This is a genomic window from Pseudomonas sp. FP1154 (genome assembly GCF_030687245.1).
Taxonomy (GTDB): domain Bacteria; phylum Pseudomonadota; class Gammaproteobacteria; order Pseudomonadales; family Pseudomonadaceae; genus Aquipseudomonas; species Aquipseudomonas rhizophila.
In genome coordinates this window covers 5,656,686-5,674,426 of record NZ_CP117465.1, presented here as the reverse complement: position 1 = coordinate 5,674,426, position 17,741 = coordinate 5,656,686, and the positions used below count along the sequence as shown (strand labels likewise).

Sequence of the window (17,741 nt, the reverse complement as noted above, 5' to 3'; positions counted from 1 at the left end):
TATGACAACGCTGCACAGCACTCCCCGCGCGGATGGTTTCCACATGCCTGCCGAGTGGGCACCCCAGACACAGGTCTGGATGGTCTGGCCCGAGCGCCCTGACAACTGGCGCCTGGGCGGCAAGCCCGCGCAGGCCGCTCATGTGGCGGTCGCCAAAGCCATCGCCCGCTTCGAACCGGTAACCGTGGCGGTGTCCGCGAACCAATACGAAAATGCCCGGGCGCATCTCGACGTGCCGAATATCCGCGTGGTGGAAATGTCCAGCGACGATGCCTGGGTCCGGGACACTGGCCCGACGTTTGTCATCAATGATAGTGGCGAAGTGCGCGGCGTCGACTGGGATTTCAACGCCTGGGGTGGGTTTGACGGTGGCCTGTATGCGCCGTGGAACCGGGATTCGCAAGTGGCCAGCAAGATTCTCGAGATCGAACGTAGCCCGCGTTACCGCACCGAAGGCTTCGTGCTTGAGGGCGGCTCAATCCACGTCGATGGCGAGGGCACCCTGATCACCACCGAGGAATGCCTGCTCAACCGCAATCGCAACCCGCACTTGAGTCGCGAAGACATCGAGGCGGTGCTCAGCGCGCAGTTGGCGGTGGACAAGATCATCTGGCTGCCGGACGGCCTGTTCAACGACGAAACCGACGGGCATGTGGATAACTTCTGCTGCTACGTGCGCCCTGGCGAAGTATTGCTGGCCTGGACCGATGACCCGCAGGACCCGAACTACGCCCGCTGCCATGCCGCGATGGACGTCCTGCAAAACAGCACTGACGCCAAGGGACGCCCGTTCACAGTGCACAAAATGCCAATTCCGGGGCCGTTGTATGCCACTGAAGAGGAATGCGCCGGCGTGGACGCGGTGCAGGGTTCCCAGGAGCGCAATCCGACCGTGCGGTTGGCCGGTTCCTACGTGAATTTCCTGATCGTCAACGGCGGCATCATCGCACCGAGTTTCGACGATCCACTGGATGGCCCGGCGAAGGCGCTTCTGCAAGGGCTTTTTCCAGAGCACGAAGTGGTCATGGTGCCGGGGCGCGAACTGTTACTGGGGGGCGGAAACATCCACTGCCTTACCCAACAACAGCCTGCGCCGCGCACAAAATGAGTGGTGATGTAACAGCCAGGTAATAGCGCTGGCGGCAGCTCTGCGCCGGGCTTTTTGGATCCATTTTGCTTTGGCCCGCGGCCTGATTGGGGATGCGGGCTTTTTTATGTCTGCAGATCGGCAGTGCAGGCACATTGGCATAGCTCTTGTATCTGTATCCCGGCAGTTCTGGGGAGCGGAGCTGAGTTGTTTTGTCATAAACCTTGGATAAATTGGCCGCTCATCAACCAGGAGAGGGCGCTGGAATGAATATGATAAGCGAGCGCACATACCATCCCTTGGCCGTTGTCAATGGTGAGTCGCTTAAAGCTTTGGCACAGTGGTTGAAGTCCAACGGAACGCGTCAGACCAGAGAACCCGATCCGCGTCGGATGATCATGGAACGCTACCCGGATGGCCTGTTCAGCGAGGCTGAGCTGGAAGCACTGTGGGACGTGATGCAAGGATAGAATTCGACGGATTGAGAAAAGGCGCTGGCCAGGATGGCAGCGCTTTTTTTGTGGCTGATGGTTCTGTGTTGAACACTGAGCCCATTTGAAGGTTGTTTTTAGAAGTTTTTCGCCTGATTACAGACGATTCACGAAATTGACACATCATTGAAGGCGGGACTAGGATTCGTCCACGCCTGTGGCTAACAGCCATGACTCTTAAATAATAAAAAGGCCCGCCACGATCATTCGTGGGCGGGCCTTTTCATTATTTTCAGGAGCAAGAGTCCGAAAAAGAGCGCAAAAGCGCCGTTTCGGCTGCCGTCGCAGTGCGTATCAACCCGTATAAGGAAAATAATCATGTTGAACAAGCGCATTGCTCTGATCGCACTGGGGATTTTAAACACGACATATGCCATGGCCAGCGACCAGGCTGAGTCCAAGGGGTTCGTTGAGGACAGCAGCCTGAACGTGCTGTTACGCAACGCCTATATCAATCGCGACTACAAAAACGGTAATGAAGACAAAGCCGAATGGGGGCAGGCCGCCATCGGAACGTTCTCGTCCGGCTTTACCCAAGGCACTGTCGGTGTAGGGGTGGACGCCTTCGGACTGTACGCGCTGCGTCTGGATGGCGGCAAAGGTCGCAGCGGTGCGGGCGGCATCGACTTCTTCAAGCAAGGCGACAGCGGCAACGCGGCCGATGACCTGTCCAAGTTTGGTGCGGCGGTCAAATTCCGTGTTTCCAATACCGTGTTGGCCTACGGTGACCAGATGCCGGCGTTGCCGGTGCTGAGCTACGACAACTCGCGCCTGCTGCCGGAAAGCTACACCGGCACGCTGATCACCTCCAAAGAGATCAAGGGCCTGGAGCTGAACGCTGGACGTTTCACCGCCGAGTCGCGCAAAAGCGCCGAGGGTCGTGACAGCGGTGGCCTGAAGTCGATCAACGTATTGGGCGGCAGCTATCAGTTCACCGAGCAGTTCAAGGCCTCGCTCTACGCCTCGGATGTCGAGGACGTGTTGAAGAAGCAGTACGTGAACGCCAACTACGTATTCCCGCTGGCCAAGGATCAATCCCTGACCCTGGACTTCAACGGCTATCGCACCAAGCTGGACAACAGCTATGTTCGCGAAAACAACGTTACCGGCGACGACAACAAGATCTGGAGCCTGGCCGCCACCTTCGCCACCGGCCCGCACAGTTTCACCCTCGCTCACCAGCGCAGCACTGGTGACAGCAACCTGGGCTACGCCTATGGCGGTTATCAGCGCGGGCAGAATCGTGTAGGGGACGGCGGCAATACGATCTACCTGGCCAACTCCTACTGGTCCGACTTCAATGCTGAAGACGAGCGCAGCTGGCAACTGGGTTATGGCCTGGATTTCACCACGTTCGGGGTTCCCGGTCTGACGTATAACGTGGCTTATGTGCGTGGCGATAACATCACCACCTCCACCAGCGAAGGTGGCACCGAGCGCGAGATCTTCAACCAGTTCAAGTACGTGGTCCAGAACGGTCCCGCCAAAGACCTGAGCGTGCGGTTGCGCAGTTCCTTCCTGCGTGTTTCGCAGAAATCCAGCGAGTACAACGTCAGCGGCAATGAGCTGCGGGTGTTCGTGGATTATCCGATCAGCGTCTTCTGATGCCTGATCACGTTACAAGCGTCTGATGAAAAACCCCGAGCGCAAACTCGGGGTTTTTTCTTTGGACGGCAAAAAAAACGTTGGAACAGTCTGTTTTCCCGAGAAAAAGTCGTACTAATGAAACATTGTCCACCGTTTCAAGCATGGCTTGAAATGCCTCAAATACTTTCTCATGGACGTAAATCCTGTACCTACTAGATTAGGCTGCTCAATGCAGTGGAGACCTATGAAAAATGATCGTTCTGAACAGGGAAGTAGGCGAAGCGCTGAGGCGTGACAAATACGTCAACGTCCGCGGTGGAGACTTCAATCTCTACGGTCATTTCGGCGACTTTGTCCGGCTGACCAAGAGCTGGGAAAACATGGAGCCCGACAGCTACTACGGCCAGGCCGAGTCAGGCATGCGTTTTCGCCGCTATAGCGACTTCGAATACAACCCCAGGACCCGCGACCTTACGCAGCTCGAGCATCGGGCCTACATTCAGTCCAAGGCCAACAACAGCTATGTCGGTGGACTGGAGCGGCACTTCCAGGACTTTTCCAACGAAGTGATCAACTCACCGGTGATGCGCAGTCTGATCGACACGGACTTTGAGGTGTACAAGAACGTCCTTCCTCAGGAGCTGCACGAGGAAATCTGGCAGTGCCAGATCCACCAGATCCGTATCGAGATCAAGCCGGGCAAGCAACTGGAAATCACCCCTGAAGGGATCCATTGCGATGGGTATCCGTTCAGCGGCGTGCACTTCTGGGGCCGTCATAATGTGGCCGGCGCAGAGAGTCGTCTGTACACCGCCCAGGAAGAACAACTGGCGGCGATTACCTACGAGGACATTCTCGACACCACGTTTTTCCTCGACCGCGACATGCGCCATTACGTCACCCCGGCCCGGAACGTCCACAGCCATGAAATGGCTTTCAGGCAGATCCTGGCGATTTCCTTCTCGCGGCCCGGGACCGCTTTCGACATTGTTCGCTGAACAGCTCGAACCCATGGACGATCTGGAGCAACAGGTTCTGTTGCGCCGGGCAATGGTCAGGGACGCCGAACGACTGGAGCAGTTTTTTCGCGGTTTCGACGAAGTGTCGTTCTGCGAGTGGCAGGATGCCCGATTCTTGCGCGGGGTATTGTTGCAGGACACCACCACCGCGTACCTGGCCGTCGATGTCAGCGGTGAAGTGGTGGGGGCGGTGATTGGCGGCATGCTCGGCACCCGTGGCACCATCAATCACCTGGCCGTCAGCCCGGGGCATCGAACCCGAGGCTTGGGCCAGCGTCTGGTGGAGGCGGCATCGGCCGACATGAAACGGGTCGGCGTACTGCGCATGTTCCTGTTCGTCGACGATGCTAATCTGGCCGGCAAGCGGTTTTGGGCAGCCCAAGGCTTTTGTGAGCCTCGGGGTGAAATCACTTTCGAGAGGGATCTATGAGCAAGACTTCCAGCCAGCCGCTGGTGGTCGAACCACAAGCCTCGCGTACCTTTGCTGAAGCCAGTCCGGTGGTAGCGGGTTATTTTACGGTTTCGTTTGTGTTCGGTCTGATGGCGGTCAACGCCGGGTTGCCCTTGTGGCTGCCGGTGGCGATGTGCCTGTTCGTTTATGCGGGCGCTTCGCAATTTGCGGCGCTGGCGTTGATTTCCAGTGGAGCATCGCTGACCACCATCGTGCTCACCACCTTCCTGATCAACGCGCGACACATGCTGATGTCGGTCTACATGGCCAAGGCATTGCGTGCGCTGGGGCTCAGTCGTTTCGAGCGCTGGTGCTACGCGGCGGGGCTCACTGACGAGTCGTTCGCTTTCCACAGCGTCAAGCTCGGCACCGGTGCGCCGGTCAGCGTGCGTTACCTGATCGGCTTCAACCTCTTTTGCCACACATCCTGGGTGCTGGGTGGCCTGTTGGGAGCGGTGTGTGCGCAATACGCGGCGCACCTGATCAAATACCAGCTCGACTACGCCTTGACCGCGATGATGCTCTACGTGCTGGTTTCGCTGTGCAATACCCGTAACAAACTGATCGCTGCCCTGGCGGCGGTCGTCTGCATGGGCGGGCTGAGCCTGCTGGGCAGCTCGCCGTTCAATGTCTTCATTGCCACGTTCGTTGGCTGCGGGGTGGGCGTATGCCTGACCAAACGTTCCTGATCCTGGTCGTGGCCCTGATGATGGCGGTGACCTTTCTGCCACGGGCCCTGCCGCTGCAGGTCAATACTGAAAACTGGCCACCGTTCGTCGCCCGCGCCCTGGAATACCTGCCGGTGGCGATCGTCGCTGCCATCAGCCTCACCCCGTTGTTGATCAAGGATCAGCAGATACAACTCGACCGCCCGGAATTCTATGCCGCGATTCCGACGCTGTTATGTGCGTATTTCAGCCGCAACCTGTTTCTCAGTGTGGCGGTGGGCACGGCGGCGTACATCGCGCTCGGTTCGTTCCTTTAGCGTCAGGTCCACAACATCGTGCAACGCCTGGCCGGACAACTCTGGATTATTCACCGCCAGGCGGACCTCGAGGAAATCCTCGAAGTCCGGGAAAATCGTCAAGTCGTTACGCAGCGCCGCTTCCCGGGACACCAGCCCCAGGCCATCGAGTTGGGTAATCAACGACAATGTCAGCGTTTCACTGCAGGAATACACCATCCGCTGACTCGAGCCGTACTCGCCCAGGCCGGCATCCAGGAAGCGAAGGAAGCTGTGGGAATACGGACATTCCTCGGCCGGACGCACCTGAAACTTATCGCCGAGCAAACCGAGGGAGTCGTCCTCTTCGCCGCAATGGGCGCCGACCACCTGCACCTGGACGTCCGGCATTGTGATGCTGGAGAAGCCGCTCTGCTGCGGACCGATCAGGATCGCCAGGTCAAAATCTTCGTTCTTGAGCTTGCTCAGGTTCTCCATCGACTCGGCGTAGCTGAACTCCAACTGATACTGGGGAAACACGGCGATCAGCCGATCGATCATCCGCCGGTTGAACTCCGCCGGCAGCGTGGTATTGAGCGCCACTCTCAGCGTGCGCTGCCGAGGCGTCTTCAGCGCCGCGACCTTCTCTTCCAACTGCCGCGTGGCAACCAGCACCTGATCCATGAACGGCGTCAGTTCCGAGCCTTGGCTCGTCAACGTCAGGCCCTTGTTCGACCGCCGGAACAACCGGAAGCCGAACTGCTCCTCAACTTTGTTCAACTGTGCCGCCAATGCCTGCACCGTGAGGCACGAATGTTCCGCCGCCGCCGACAAGGAGCCGGTCTGCACGATGCGCATGAGGTTGCGTAAGGTTCTGCTATCCATGAGGTAATGCCCTCTGCTTAAGTGGGCTCGCTATTGTTGTGCACCTGGCCCGGTCAGGCAGTGCATGCCGGCTATCATCATGTACCTTGCCACGGTTGTCGCGGTTTTGTGGCGAAAAGCTCCGGCAGACGATGGTTGGAGCTTATGCGGGATTTGGGTTTTTTGCCTGATCAACGGTAATCGGGGCGGTCAGCGAGTCCGTAAGTGGCTGGAGCAGAGAAAATTCCTGCACACAGCTTGCTGAATGGTTCAGGTAGAGGGTGGTAAAAATCCGTTTGCGAATAAAAAATAATAATTTATCCGTATTTGTACTACTCTCTAGGTGTCACCCCCTAGCAATGGAGCCCAAATTTTATGGCAACCTCCTCCATCACCCTCAACGCGCAGCAACAATTGGACTCCCCGGACGCGGGTCGGGTCGCGTTGAAGTTTTTCTTCAATCTCATGGCGTTGTGGGGCTGCAGTGTCGAGCAGCAGCGCACATTGCTGGGCAAGGTAGGCAACACGACTTTCTATAAGTACAAGCAATTACCGGAAAACGTCAGGCTGCCTCACGACACACTGGAGCGCATTTCCTACCTCATGGGTATTCACAAGGCGCTGAGCATCATCTTCAGCAACAGCCGGGACCGCGCTTACCAGTGGGTCAACAGCCCTAATACCGCTGCGCCCTTCAACGGCCAGTCGGCACTGGCCTACATGCTTGCCGGGCGGGTGGTGGACATTGCCGACGTGCGGCGTTACCTCGACGGAGTGCGCGGTTGATGACGCCACCACTGGCGGACCCGCAATGGAAGCGTGCCTACCGGATCGTCAACAGCAGCTTCCCGCCGATTGCGCTATTCGAAGACGTGCTCGATCCCGAGGATCTGCCCACCGCGTATGCCCTGGAAGCACTGACCAACGACCGGCTCATGGAAGAAGCCGGGGTGCTGTCCCGGGTACGCCCCGAGGACCGCATTTCCGGGCCCGGTTCCTCGCCAGTGATGGCCGCGTTTACCCATATCGGCAAAAGCAGCCGCTTCAGCGACGGCACCTTCGGTGTCTACTACGCCGCCAGCAGCCAGGAAGCGGCCATTGCCGAGACCTGCTACCACCAGGCGCGATTCCTCGGAGCGACCAACGAGCCGGATCTGGAATTGACCATGCGCACTTACGTCAACAAGGTCATCAAGCCGCTGCACGACATCCGCCAGGACTACCCGCACCTGCACGACCCGGACCCCACCGCCTACGGTCCGTCCCAGGTGTTCGCCCGGCAACTGCGCGAAACCTTGTCCTGGGGCTTGCTGTACAACAGCGTCCGCCTGCCCGGCCACGAATGCGTGGCGGCGTTTCGCCCACCGGCGGTTTCGATTCCGGTGCAGGGCAAGCATATCCGTTACGTCTGGAGCGCCCAGAAGCGGGAGATTTCGTTTGTGTTTGAGGTGAGCGAGGTGTGAGTCAGGTCTTTAGGGTGTTTTGGCTGGGCAATAATTATTGCCCAGCCAAAATTTTCAATAATTCGCGAGTATTGAAAGCACAGGCTGCTACACAGCCGAGCGGGAGCAAGCGGCCTCGCCACAAAAGTGGGTCCGGCCGACTGATCAAATCTTGAACTGCTGCACCGAAGACTGCATCGACCCCGCCGCATCGTTCAATTGATCCGCTGTTTGCGTCAGGTTGTGAATCGAGCGGGTGTTCTCGCGGGACTGCGCGGCAATCGACTCCACCCTCTGAGCCATTTCATCGCTGGCCTTCGATTGTTCGGCAATGGTCTGGGAAATTTCCTCCACCACTTCTGCCGCATGCCGGGCGCCGGTGCGGATTTCGCTGATGGACACCCCGGCCTGCTGGGCCAGTGAGACGCCTTCGTCCACGCGGCTGACGCAAGCCTGCATGTTCGCCACCGCATCCCGGGCGCTGGTCTGGATGCGCTCGATCATTGCGGTGATTTCCTGAGTGGACTGGGTGGTGCGCGCTGCCAGGTTACGCACCTCATCGGCCACCACCGCAAAGCCGCGCCCCGCCTCACCGGCGCGGGCGGCTTCGATGGCGGCGTTGAGGGCCAGCAGGTTGGTTTGCTCAGCGATGCTCTTGATCACCTGAATGATGGAATGAATGTCTTCGGACGACGCATCCAGCGCGGTGATCTTGCTGGACGACTGATTGACCACCTCGGCGATCCGGCTCATGCCCTCTACCACCCCAAGAATCACTTGCCCGCCGCTGCTGGCCAGTTGTTCGGACTGCGCTGAAATCGTCCGGGCGCTGTCGGCGTGCTGATGGATCTGGCTGATGTTCGCCATCATCTGCTCCATGCTCGCCGCCATGCTGGTGGCGCTCTGAGCCTGCTGATCGGCGCTGGACACAATCTGCCGCGCCGTATCGCCCAATACGCGCGACGTGCCATGCAACTCGTCACTCTGGCTGCGGATCGTGGCGATCATTTGCCGCAGATTGACCTGCATCTGCTCGATCACACCCTGCAACTGACCCAGCTCATCCTTGCTTTGAGCCCCCATCGAGCGCTGCAAATCCCCTTGGGAAATAGCCTGGGTATTGAGGATGATCTTGTTCAGCGGCGTAAGCACCGCCTTGAGCAGGCTCCAGGACAACAGCGCCAACGCCACGCAGGTGGCCAGCAATGTGAAAACCAGCCAGCGCTGCGACGTTTGAATGCTGTGGTCCTGTTGCTCGCGGGTGGCATGGGCCTGGCTCTCGATCAACTCACTCACCGCCTCGTTACGCTCCTCCAGCGCCGAAAACGCCCCGTCGAACTCCGTCCGCAGCGCCCGGCCATCCTGGGCACCCTCCAACGCCTTAGCGATCACCTGCTGAGCCGATGCAATATAGGTTTCCACTTGCGGCTTCAGCTCGGTAATAGCCTGAGCGATCGCTTGCGGCAACTGGGCCTCGGCATTCTCGGCGATGACCTTGCGCATCCGTTGCGCATGCTCATCGAACGCCTCCCTCACCTCCTTGGCTCCCGCGGCATCCCCCGGCGCCACCAGCAAAGCGGCCAACACATCGCCACGAATGGCGTCGTGCATCATGTCCGCCTCCATGTGCTTGCGCATGGCCGAAATACTGGTCTCGCTACGCGCCAGGGCGCTGGTCATGCTGATATAGCCCCACAACCCGATACCGCCGAGCACGAGGGCAAAGAAAAGGCTGATCAACCCCGAGCCTATGATCTTGGTCCTGATCTTCATCGCCTACTACTCCAGAGGGGGCGGGATTTCAGGGAAAGTGTAGTTGAGGGCCGGCGGAGCGCTCGGAGGTTCGCTTTGATTGCTTCGGGCGCTCACGCCCGCTTGCCGATAACGCCAACGACCTGCGGGCCCGAAGACAAGCGATGGGAGCGATTGCACAATGGATGATCAATGCCAGCAGGTGTTTCTCGACGCCGGGCATCGAAATACCCCGTATGAATAAGGAGATCCTGATGGCCACTGCACATGTTTTCATCGCCACCAGCCTGGATGGCTTCATCGCCAGGCCCGACGGTGACATCGACTGGCTTTTACAGTGCGATGATCAAACCGAGGACCATGGCTACTCAGACTTCATCGCTGACAAGGACGTGATCGTGATGGGGCGCGGAACCTATGAGAAGGTCCGGACCTTCGACACCTGGTTCTACGAGCGCCCCGTGGTGGTGCTGTCTGAAAGCCTGTTGGATGCGCCAGTGCCCGAAGCGCTGAAGGGCAAGCTCCGGTTCTCTAGCCTCGCGCCCAAGGACGTGATGGAGGAACTGACGAGACAAGGCGTACGTCGGGTCTATGTCGATGGCGGACAGGTGGTGCAGTCATTCCTGCGCGATGGTTTAATCACCGACATGGTGATTACCACTGTACCTGTGCTGATCGGCTCCGGAAGGCCATTGTTCGGGGCTCTTGGGCAGGACGTAGATCTGAAACTGGTATCCAGCCGCTGGTTTGCTTCGGGGTTGGTGCAGTCTACCTATCGCTTGGCGACATGATGCGCTTGCGTGGGTATTAGGCCCGCAGCGCCAGAGCGTTCTCGTAGGAAAACGGGGGACAGACCATGGTTGATTTAGTGTCCGCCTACTCATTGCAGCCGGTAATCGTGCTCTGTCCGTAGCCCCCGTGGCGAGGGAGCTTGCTCCCGCTGGGCTGCGAAGCTGCCCTTCTTTAATCCGCTCCTGCAAATACAATTCAATGCTGCCCCCTTGGAGCAGCATTGCCCCCGCGGCTCTTAAGCCGGATGACTCCCCGGCGCCTCCAGCACCTTCACCACGTCATCGATGACGGCTTTGCTCATATCCTGCAAATAACACGACGCCCAGGCGTACCGATCCGTGCTGTGAATCATCGCCGCGTCCTCGGCCAAGAGCTTGGCAACGTGGAGCAGGTCGGAGGCGTGGGATAAGGCTTCGCCGATGGGAATGCCGCTGTTGATGCGGAAGAGGGGGCGATCGGAGTGGTAGGAGAAGGGGGTTAGGCCTGGGGTTTTGAGGTCTCTGGGGTGGGTCATTGTGCGCCTCCGGTTGTCAGTCGGCGGCAAGTAGCGGTTGGTGAAGCGCACGTACAAAAAAGCGGCAAATCCATGGCATACATCGATGGAGCTCCCATATCAAGTGAGAGCTGCCACGTTCGTTCTCAGGCGAATGGGTGGCAGCCGTGCGCAGGCTGAGAAACCGGAGATACAGGAACCCGGCAGACCCGAAGGTCTCCCACGCACAGCCGCCATTGCACGAAATACGGACATAAAAAAGCGCCGCAAAACGTGGTAGGGCGCTGTAGCGCCTGCATCTTACTCGGGTTCTCAGGCCCGGTCGCTGAAATTGGCAGCGACAGTTGGAGGGTAGCGGTTGATTGGATAGGGGACAATCGTGGCGCCATGCTGGCGGGGCTAGGAATTGTGTGTCTGGGATTAACGCATCTGGGGCGGACGGAGCGAGCTTGCGCATGTATGGCAGAGTGCTAGCTTTACTGGCGTTGCCGTAAACGATCACGCTTAGCGCTGAGCCAACACTCTCCAAGGAAAGCTCGTAATGGACCTACATAACGAATTCGAAAACAGCAAATTCTTCCACCGCGCCCGTATTGATCGACGCGCTGCTGACGCATTGGTCGGGCTGGCTGCCGGGATTGCTGCTGATGGTGTTGTGAATACCACTGAAGCGGTGTTCCTGAAGCAATGGTTAGAAAGCAATCTGGCGCACCTGAACGATCCGGTGATCAATCTGCTGTATTCGCGTTTGGCGTGCATGCTTCGAGATGATGTTCTGGACCCGGATGAGTCTCTTGAGCTGCTTAATATCCTGCATGGTTTTTCTGGACTGGACATAGAGAGGCCAAAGGCCGGCGATGCTGTTGCCGTTGCGCCTATGGATCTTCCATTCAACACGCCGGCTCCTGAATTGGTTTGGGACGGCCGGATGTTTGTGTTTACGGGGGTCATGGCCTTTGGGCCGCGCAAAGATTGCCAGGCGTTAGTCGAGGAACGGGGTGGTTTGATTGTGGGCGGTGTGAGTAAGAAGGTGCATTACCTGGTGGTCGGTAGCGTGGGTAATGAGCAGTGGCGTCACAGTACCTACGGAACGAAGATCATGAAGGCAGTGGAGTTGCGGGAGGCGGGCGCTTCGATCGCCATTGTGGGTGAGGATCATTGGCTAAAGGTGTTGTTTGGTTGAGTTGGTTCGGTCGTGGTGCTTTAGGACGGACAGCTCCCAACCTGGCCAGCTAAGTGTCCGTGATGGCCTCATCGCGAGCAGGCTCGCTCCCACAGTATTCAGTGTGTGGATTGAAAGTGGACGTGCAGAAACAACAAAGCCCTCGCATTTCTGCGAGGGCTTCGTTTTTGTATGGTGCGGCACCAGGAGTAAAACACAATGCGCAGAACCCTTTAAAATAAAGGATCAAGCGTGTTCAGAATAAAAAGAAGGTACTCGAATAGGTCCTGGGTCCCTCCGTCGTGCGAGGGGCGCCTGCCTGGAAGCTCAGGCCGCGATGATCTGAAATTCCGTGGCCTTGGCAATCGGCCTGACGTGATTATTCTCGCGCTTCATTTCAACCAGCCCGTAACCAGACATGGTTTTTAGCGTCCGCGACAGGTTGCTTACCTTTCGCCCAGTAGCCTCGGCCAACGAGGTCAGAGATTCTGGCTGAGTTTCTTTGATGAGCTTGAGCAGCGCCCGGTTTTCGTCACTCAGCACCTCGGCCAGCGACTTCATGGACGGGAACCAAATTTTGGGCTCGGTTGCCTTGGGCTTGTACTCGCCACAGGCAATCGCCAATACACGGGCACGCATCTGCGCTTGCGACATGATGCCAATCTTTAATGTTTTCATTTCTTCACCTGCTCCAACACACGGTCAACGTCTGCGAAAAAATCCCGTAGCAACTGCTGAGCGTCTTTGAATTCATAGGGCACGCCCTTATCCGTGCTCGACCGATGCTTATGGTCGTAGGGTAGGACCTGGCCCGCATATTTGAACTTGGCGGGCTTCACCAAGTGGGCATTGTCATAACCAAGCACCCTGGTTCCACCTCGATCATGCAGGGTGAGCGAGTATTTAATCCCATGCGGGATATGCTCAGAAGGCTCAACCTGGTAGGCCTCAATCTTGGCCCAGTAGCCACCCTCCTGAGCCAAAATTTCTTGGTGCAGGCTCAGTAATGTGTCGAGCCCATAGTCCCTTTGCATGTCACAAACCTTATCATCTGTTGATAAAACGTCAAGGTAGGAAGCAGGTTCACTCAGTCCTCTCGTCGCAACCCTCTAGGCTGCCCACGCAGCCTGCCTTGCGGAATCCCTGCATTGGCAGCGCAGGTGCCCCAGGAAGGTAAAACGGGAACAGATCACGCTTAATTTGGCGTCTGCATATTCATTTCAGCTAGGAATCGTGGCCTGTCCCCGAATTTGTCCGGGATTGGGTGGCGGCCATGCACGGGTAGGAAAACCGAGAATCAAGGCACCCGGCACACCCGAAGGTGTCCCGCGCACAGCCGCCATAACGCATATCGCAGACACAAAAAAAGCGCCTGCAATAGTAAGCGAGGCGCAGCTGATACGCCTTGATTTACTTCGGGTTTCCTACGCCCAGTCGCTGAATTGGCAGCGATAGTTGGAGGGTAGCGGTCGATTGGATAGGGGACAATCGTGGCGCCATGCTGGCGGTGCTAGAAATTATGTGTCTGGGATTAACGAATCTGGGGCGGACGGGGCGAGCTTGCGCATGTATGGCAGAGTGTCGGTGGCGGTGATGGCCTCATCGCGAGCAGGCTCGCTCCCACAGAGTTCAGTATCTGGACAGAAAGTGGACGTGCAGAAACAACAAAGCCCTCGCATTTCTGCGAGGGCTTCGTTTTGTATGGTGCCGGCACCAGGAGTCGAACCCGGGACCTACTGATTACAAGTCAGTTGCTCTACCAACTGAGCTATACCGGCGTGTGGGCGACGATTATAGCGATTGGGTGCGTTCTGTAAACCCCTGAATTCTGACTATTTTTGCAGGGCCTCGGCTCAGGCGCGGCGCACGAGGTTGCGCACTTTCTGCAAGGTTCGCCAAGTACGGCTGTTTTGCAGGGCATGGAGTTGGGCTTCGGCCCGTTCGGCGCGTTGCAGGGCGGCGGTGAGTTGTTGGTCGGGTTCGTTCAGGGGGTGGCTGAATTTGTGGCCTTTGCAGAATTGGAACCCGTCGAGGTTGCACGGGGGGATGTCGAAAGCGGGTTTGAGCGCCAGGTGTTCTTCGGCGAGGTAAAAGGTGTTGAGGCCGTCGAACAGGATGGAGTGATAGCCGGCTTCGGTGACGAGGGTTTCCCAGGTCTGGTCGCGGGCCCATGGGGTTTCGATGAGGATGATCCAGGGGCGCCAGCGGGTGAAGTCCATGCCGCGCAGCACGGTTTCTTCGTGGCCTTCGACGTCGATTTTCAGAAAGTGGATGGGGCGGTCCTGGGCGTATTGCTCGCAGATCGAAGTCAGGGTGCGGGACTGGACGGTCTGCTTGCTTACCTTCATGCCCGCGTCGCGGTGCTGTTGGGCGACGCTGGCTTCGACGGTGGACAGACCCGTGTCGGCGATGGTGTAGAAGGTCAGGCTGGCGGCGTTTTCGCCGGCTACGCATTGCAGGTTGATGTCGTTTGGCCGTTCTTGGCAGAGAGCGTCGTAGTAGGCCTGCACCGGTTCGATGTTGATCCCGCGCCAGCCGTGATCGTAGAACGCCCGGGTCACGGAATCATCTGTTGGATGATTGGCGCCTACGTCCAAATAAAAGCCGTTTTCCACCGATTGGAGGGCGCGCCACAGGCGTATGTCTTCGAAGTTCTGTGCGTAGGAAATGAACGTCACGGCCAGTCCTTGTGTGTGTCGGCATTGTGTCAATCACGATACGAAAGGCTGTTGTACTGCACAGGCGCGATGGGCGCAATTGCTGGCGTGTGGGAGCACTGAGTTCGGCGGTTATGTCGTTTTGCTTGAACGCTTATGCACAACGGGCGGGGTGGGGCGACTGCCATCTTGCGATTTTGTGACAGCTTTCTCGTTTGCTCGCAAATGCCTGTTTTAATGGTTTTTTATCCATATGAACAAAAAATGACCAGCCTCGCTTCCAGCAGAAAATCGCGGATTAATTGGATCCAAGACAATTTCATCAACAGAGTTATCCACAGGCTGTTTAGTGTCAGCGACGTTCGGCCAGCAGCATCAGATTTCGTGGCGTGAGGGGCGTTTCGCAGAAGGTGCCGAGGCGGACGTGGTAGTTTTCCTGGCTGAGGAAAAGCGCCCGATCCAGCACCAGCCACAGCTCAAGAGGCCGCCGGAAAAGGCCGCGGACCAATTCCAGGTTGCGCACTTGGGCCAGACGTTGATGGCCGGCCGCTTCCAGTGCTGACCAGTCAGGCGAGCCGACTGTGGATAAGTCTTTCAGGGCTGCCAGATCGGTGCAGTACTCGATGAAGGATTTTTCCAGCCAGGCGCTGGGGAGCGAGGGGGTGGGCAGATAGTCGTCGCGGCCCCGGATCTGTCGTTGCAGCAGGTCAAAGCTCAGGCGCCGAGCCATGGAGTGGTCCCGTTGCCGCCGGATGCGGGCGCCGGCGGTGACCGTTTCGGTCAGTGGCAGGCTGAGATCATCGAGCGTTAGCTGTAGGACCGAACCCTTGGCGGCGTCGGACAGCGGTTGATAACGTTCAGCACTGATGCGGTTGTAGCAGCACGGGGCGATTGCCAGTTGAGTGCAGCCAGCGGCGCTCGCCAATTGCATCAGGCGCACATGCAGGTCGCCGCAGGCGTGCAGGGCTACTGGCGTGTGTTCAGGGTGGATCGCCAGGCCTGCCTCTGCCGCCAGCACGTCTTGCTGCAAGTGCGTGGCGGGCAGACGGTGGCGTTGGCTCAGTTGCTGGCCGCTGGCGACCAGGGCTGGGTCGTATTCCAGGCAAGTCAGTTGTTGTTCAGCCTGCAGCAAGCGTCGGCCAAGATGACCTTTGCCGGCGCACCAATCGAGCCAGTGGGTCGGTTTGGTAGCGAAGTGCAGGCGGCTGGCGAAGGCTTCGATTTGCTGCCATTTGCGCCCTGGCACGTCGACGCTGAGGCGATGGGCGGCGGTTTCGAGCTCTTTGCCCGGCAGTTCTGCGGCGACGCTCAAGGCATGGGAAGTGGCCGCCAGTTCTGGAAATGGCGCGGGTGCATGTTGAATCAGCCAGGGTTGGTGATGGTCGTTTTCTGCGTCTTCCAGCGAACGCTTGCGTAGCCATTGGGCCAGCTCAGGGTAGGACCCTTCCCATGGCAGTTGCAGATGGGTGAACGGACGCGGTTTCCACAATGCCTGGTGCGTTGTGAGAAAAGCATCCAGCGCGGTGAAACGGGCGAGTAACGCCTCGCCCGTCAACACGCCGCTGTCAGCGTCCTTGGCAGGCATCGACGCGCAACCAGCGCTCCAGCTGTTTGAAGCCCTGCACCAGCACGAACGCCATCAGCAGGTAGAACATGCCGGCCGCGAAGAAGATTTCCACCGGCAGGTAGGTCCGAGCAATGATGGTCCGGGCCATACCGGTCAGCTCCAGCAGGGTCACGGTGCTCGCCAGGGCGCTGGCCTTGAGCATCAGGATCACTTCGTTGCTGTAGGCCGGCAGACCGATGCGCGCGGCGCGAGGCAGGATGATGTAGAACAACGCCTTGGGTCGGGACATGCCCAGGGCTCGCGCGGCTTCGATTTCACCACGAGGGATGGCCTGGATCGCGCCGCGCAGGATCTCGGCGATGTAGGCGGCGGTGTGCAGGGTCATGGTGGCCGTGGCGCACCAAAACGGATCCCGCAGATAGGGCCACAGCGAACTGCTGCGCACGGCGTCGAACTGCGCCAGACCGTAGTAGACCAGGAACAGCTGAACCAATAACGGCGTGCCACGGAAAAAGAAAATGTAGGCGTAGGGTAACGCCCGCACGTACCACAGGCGTGAGGAGCGGGCGATGCCCAGCGGAATCGCCAGCAGCAGACCGGCGATCACGGCGATGGCGACCAGCTCCAGGGTCAGTGTCGCGCCTTGGGCCAGTTTCGGCAGCCACTTGATGATGACTTCCCAGTTCATTGGGTGCTCCTGGCAAAGCCGCGGGCGGCACGTCGTTCCAGAAAATGCATGCCGATCATGGCCAGCACGGTAAGGCCCAGGTACATGAACGCGGCCACCATATAGAAGGTGAACGGTTGCTTGGACACGGTCACGCCGATTTGCGCGTGCCGCATGATCTCTTCCAGGCCGATCACCGACACCAGCGCGGTGTCTTTCATCAGGATCATGAACAGGTTGCCCAGCCCGGGCAGGGCGATGCGCCACATCTGCGGCATGATCAGCCGAGTGAAGATCCGCCACTTGGACAACCCCAGCGCCACGCCAGCTTCGCGATGGCCCTTGGGAATGGCCAGGATCGCGCCGCGAAATACTTCCGTGGCGTAGGCGCCAAAGCACAGGCCCAGGGCGATGACGCCAGCGGCGAAGGCGTTGAGGGAAAGGTCCGGGTTACCGAAGTATTCGCCCAGGGCACGCATGAGATTGACGGTGCCGAAGTAGATCAGCAGCACCCAGAGCAATTCGGGGATGCCGCGAACCAGTGTCGAATAAGTGCCGCCCAGCCATTGCAGCGGCTTGTACGGGGAAGTCTTGGCCAAGGCGCCGAGCAAGCCGAGCACCAGCCCCAGGCAGAGGGCCGAGAGCGCCAGTTTGACGGTCATCAGCGCGCCAGCGGCGAGCGCCGGGCCGAATCCGTAGAGATCGATCATCATGGGTGTGTGTTCATATCGCGGCAGGCTTTGCTAAGGGCCGGCGTCGCAATGAAG

20 protein-coding genes and 1 tRNA gene are annotated in these 17,741 nt (G+C 58.6%); 11 read left to right on the top strand and 10 right to left on the bottom strand.

The window, feature by feature from the left end; translation table 11 throughout:
- Position 1 precedes the first annotated feature (1 nt).
- From aguA to PSH91_RS25395, 7 genes are all read left to right on the top strand, one after another.
- On the top strand, positions 2 to 1,108 hold the full coding sequence (gene aguA, locus PSH91_RS25425) for an agmatine deiminase (RefSeq protein WP_047226868.1): 1,107 nt from the start codon (positions 2 to 4) through the stop codon (positions 1,106 to 1,108).
- A gap of 245 nt (positions 1,109 to 1,353) precedes the next feature.
- Complete coding sequence (locus PSH91_RS25420; protein WP_047226869.1) at positions 1,354 to 1,557, top strand: hypothetical protein; 204 nt, start codon at positions 1,354 to 1,356, stop codon at positions 1,555 to 1,557.
- Positions 1,558 to 1,896: 339 nt separating this feature from the next.
- Complete coding sequence (locus PSH91_RS25415; RefSeq protein ID WP_047226870.1) at positions 1,897 to 3,183, top strand: OprD family porin; 1,287 nt, start codon at positions 1,897 to 1,899, stop codon at positions 3,181 to 3,183.
- Positions 3,184 to 3,416: 233 nt separating this feature from the next.
- Positions 3,417 to 4,163: a 2OG-Fe dioxygenase family protein gene (locus tag PSH91_RS25410; protein WP_047226871.1), complete on the top strand. Its 747-nt coding sequence runs from the start codon at positions 3,417 to 3,419 to the stop codon at positions 4,161 to 4,163.
- A 13-nt stretch (positions 4,164 to 4,176) separates the two neighbouring features.
- Positions 4,177 to 4,614 (top strand): GNAT family N-acetyltransferase, encoded by a 438-nt coding sequence (locus PSH91_RS25405; RefSeq protein WP_171061302.1) that lies wholly within the window; start codon positions 4,177 to 4,179, stop codon positions 4,612 to 4,614.
- Positions 4,611 to 5,324 (top strand): AzlC family ABC transporter permease, encoded by a 714-nt coding sequence (locus PSH91_RS25400; RefSeq protein WP_047226872.1) that lies wholly within the window; start codon positions 4,611 to 4,613, stop codon positions 5,322 to 5,324. The genes PSH91_RS25405 and PSH91_RS25400 overlap by 4 nt, the downstream gene beginning before the upstream one ends.
- Positions 5,303 to 5,620, top strand: coding sequence for an AzlD domain-containing protein (locus PSH91_RS25395; RefSeq protein ID WP_047226873.1), 318 nt, complete (start codon positions 5,303 to 5,305; stop codon positions 5,618 to 5,620). The genes PSH91_RS25400 and PSH91_RS25395 overlap by 22 nt, the downstream gene beginning before the upstream one ends.
- Here the strand turns inward: PSH91_RS25395 and PSH91_RS25390 are convergent.
- On the bottom strand, positions 5,537 to 6,463 hold the full coding sequence (locus PSH91_RS25390) for a LysR family transcriptional regulator (protein WP_047226874.1): 927 nt from the start codon (positions 6,461 to 6,463) through the stop codon (positions 5,537 to 5,539). The two genes, PSH91_RS25395 and PSH91_RS25390, sit on opposite strands and share 84 nt — an antisense overlap.
- 354 nt (positions 6,464 to 6,817) lie before the next feature.
- Between PSH91_RS25390 and PSH91_RS25385 the strand changes: the two genes are divergently transcribed.
- On the top strand, positions 6,818 to 7,228 hold the full coding sequence (locus PSH91_RS25385) for an MbcA/ParS/Xre antitoxin family protein (protein WP_047226875.1): 411 nt from the start codon (positions 6,818 to 6,820) through the stop codon (positions 7,226 to 7,228).
- Positions 7,228 to 7,905: an RES family NAD+ phosphorylase gene (locus PSH91_RS25380; RefSeq protein WP_047226876.1), complete on the top strand. Its 678-nt coding sequence runs from the start codon at positions 7,228 to 7,230 to the stop codon at positions 7,903 to 7,905. Before PSH91_RS25385 ends, PSH91_RS25380 begins: the two co-directional genes overlap by 1 nt.
- 144 nt (positions 7,906 to 8,049) lie before the next feature.
- On the opposite strand, the gene PSH91_RS25375 is transcribed toward PSH91_RS25380, so the two are convergent.
- The gene (locus PSH91_RS25375) at positions 8,050 to 9,657 is read right to left on the bottom strand and encodes a methyl-accepting chemotaxis protein (RefSeq protein ID WP_305466920.1); all 1,608 of its coding nucleotides are present in this window, start codon (positions 9,655 to 9,657) and stop codon (positions 8,050 to 8,052) included.
- A gap of 233 nt (positions 9,658 to 9,890) precedes the next feature.
- Here PSH91_RS25375 and PSH91_RS25370 point away from each other — a divergent pair, with 233 nt between their 5' ends.
- Positions 9,891 to 10,427, top strand: coding sequence for a dihydrofolate reductase family protein (locus PSH91_RS25370; protein WP_305468596.1), 537 nt, complete (start codon positions 9,891 to 9,893; stop codon positions 10,425 to 10,427).
- Between the two features lie 236 nt (positions 10,428 to 10,663).
- Here PSH91_RS25370 and PSH91_RS25365 read toward each other — a convergent pair whose 3' ends face one another.
- Positions 10,664 to 10,942, bottom strand: coding sequence for a DUF3077 domain-containing protein (locus tag PSH91_RS25365; protein ID WP_305466919.1), 279 nt, complete (start codon positions 10,940 to 10,942; stop codon positions 10,664 to 10,666).
- Between the two features lie 520 nt (positions 10,943 to 11,462).
- Here PSH91_RS25365 and PSH91_RS25360 point away from each other — a divergent pair.
- Entirely contained in the window at positions 11,463 to 12,104 is a 642-nt protein-coding gene (locus PSH91_RS25360; protein ID WP_305466918.1) for a BRCT domain-containing protein, read from the top strand.
- Positions 12,105 to 12,410: 306 nt separating this feature from the next.
- Here PSH91_RS25360 and PSH91_RS25355 read toward each other — a convergent pair whose 3' ends face one another.
- The 7 genes from PSH91_RS25355 to PSH91_RS25325 form a co-directional block, all read right to left on the bottom strand.
- On the bottom strand, positions 12,411 to 12,761 hold the full coding sequence (locus tag PSH91_RS25355; protein WP_047226881.1) for a transcriptional regulator: 351 nt from the start codon (positions 12,759 to 12,761) through the stop codon (positions 12,411 to 12,413).
- Entirely contained in the window at positions 12,758 to 13,117 is a 360-nt protein-coding gene (locus tag PSH91_RS25350) for a DUF6516 family protein (protein ID WP_047226882.1), read from the bottom strand. Before PSH91_RS25350 ends, PSH91_RS25355 begins: the two co-directional genes overlap by 4 nt.
- Before the next feature lie 668 nt (positions 13,118 to 13,785).
- Positions 13,786 to 13,861: transfer RNA gene (locus PSH91_RS25345), tRNA-Thr, on the bottom strand.
- A 75-nt stretch (positions 13,862 to 13,936) separates the two neighbouring features.
- Positions 13,937 to 14,761: an FkbM family methyltransferase gene (locus tag PSH91_RS25340; RefSeq protein ID WP_305466917.1), complete on the bottom strand. Its 825-nt coding sequence runs from the start codon at positions 14,759 to 14,761 to the stop codon at positions 13,937 to 13,939.
- A gap of 331 nt (positions 14,762 to 15,092) precedes the next feature.
- On the bottom strand, positions 15,093 to 16,325 hold the full coding sequence (locus tag PSH91_RS25335; protein WP_305466916.1) for a methyltransferase: 1,233 nt from the start codon (positions 16,323 to 16,325) through the stop codon (positions 15,093 to 15,095).
- Positions 16,306 to 16,995, bottom strand: a complete 690-nt coding sequence (locus PSH91_RS25330; RefSeq protein WP_047226885.1) for an ABC transporter permease — start codon at positions 16,993 to 16,995, stop codon at positions 16,306 to 16,308. The genes PSH91_RS25335 and PSH91_RS25330 overlap by 20 nt, the downstream gene beginning before the upstream one ends.
- Entirely contained in the window at positions 16,992 to 17,687 is a 696-nt protein-coding gene (locus tag PSH91_RS25325; RefSeq protein WP_076383342.1) for an ABC transporter permease, read from the bottom strand. The genes PSH91_RS25330 and PSH91_RS25325 overlap by 4 nt, the downstream gene beginning before the upstream one ends.
- Positions 17,688 to 17,741: the final 54 nt, after the last annotated feature.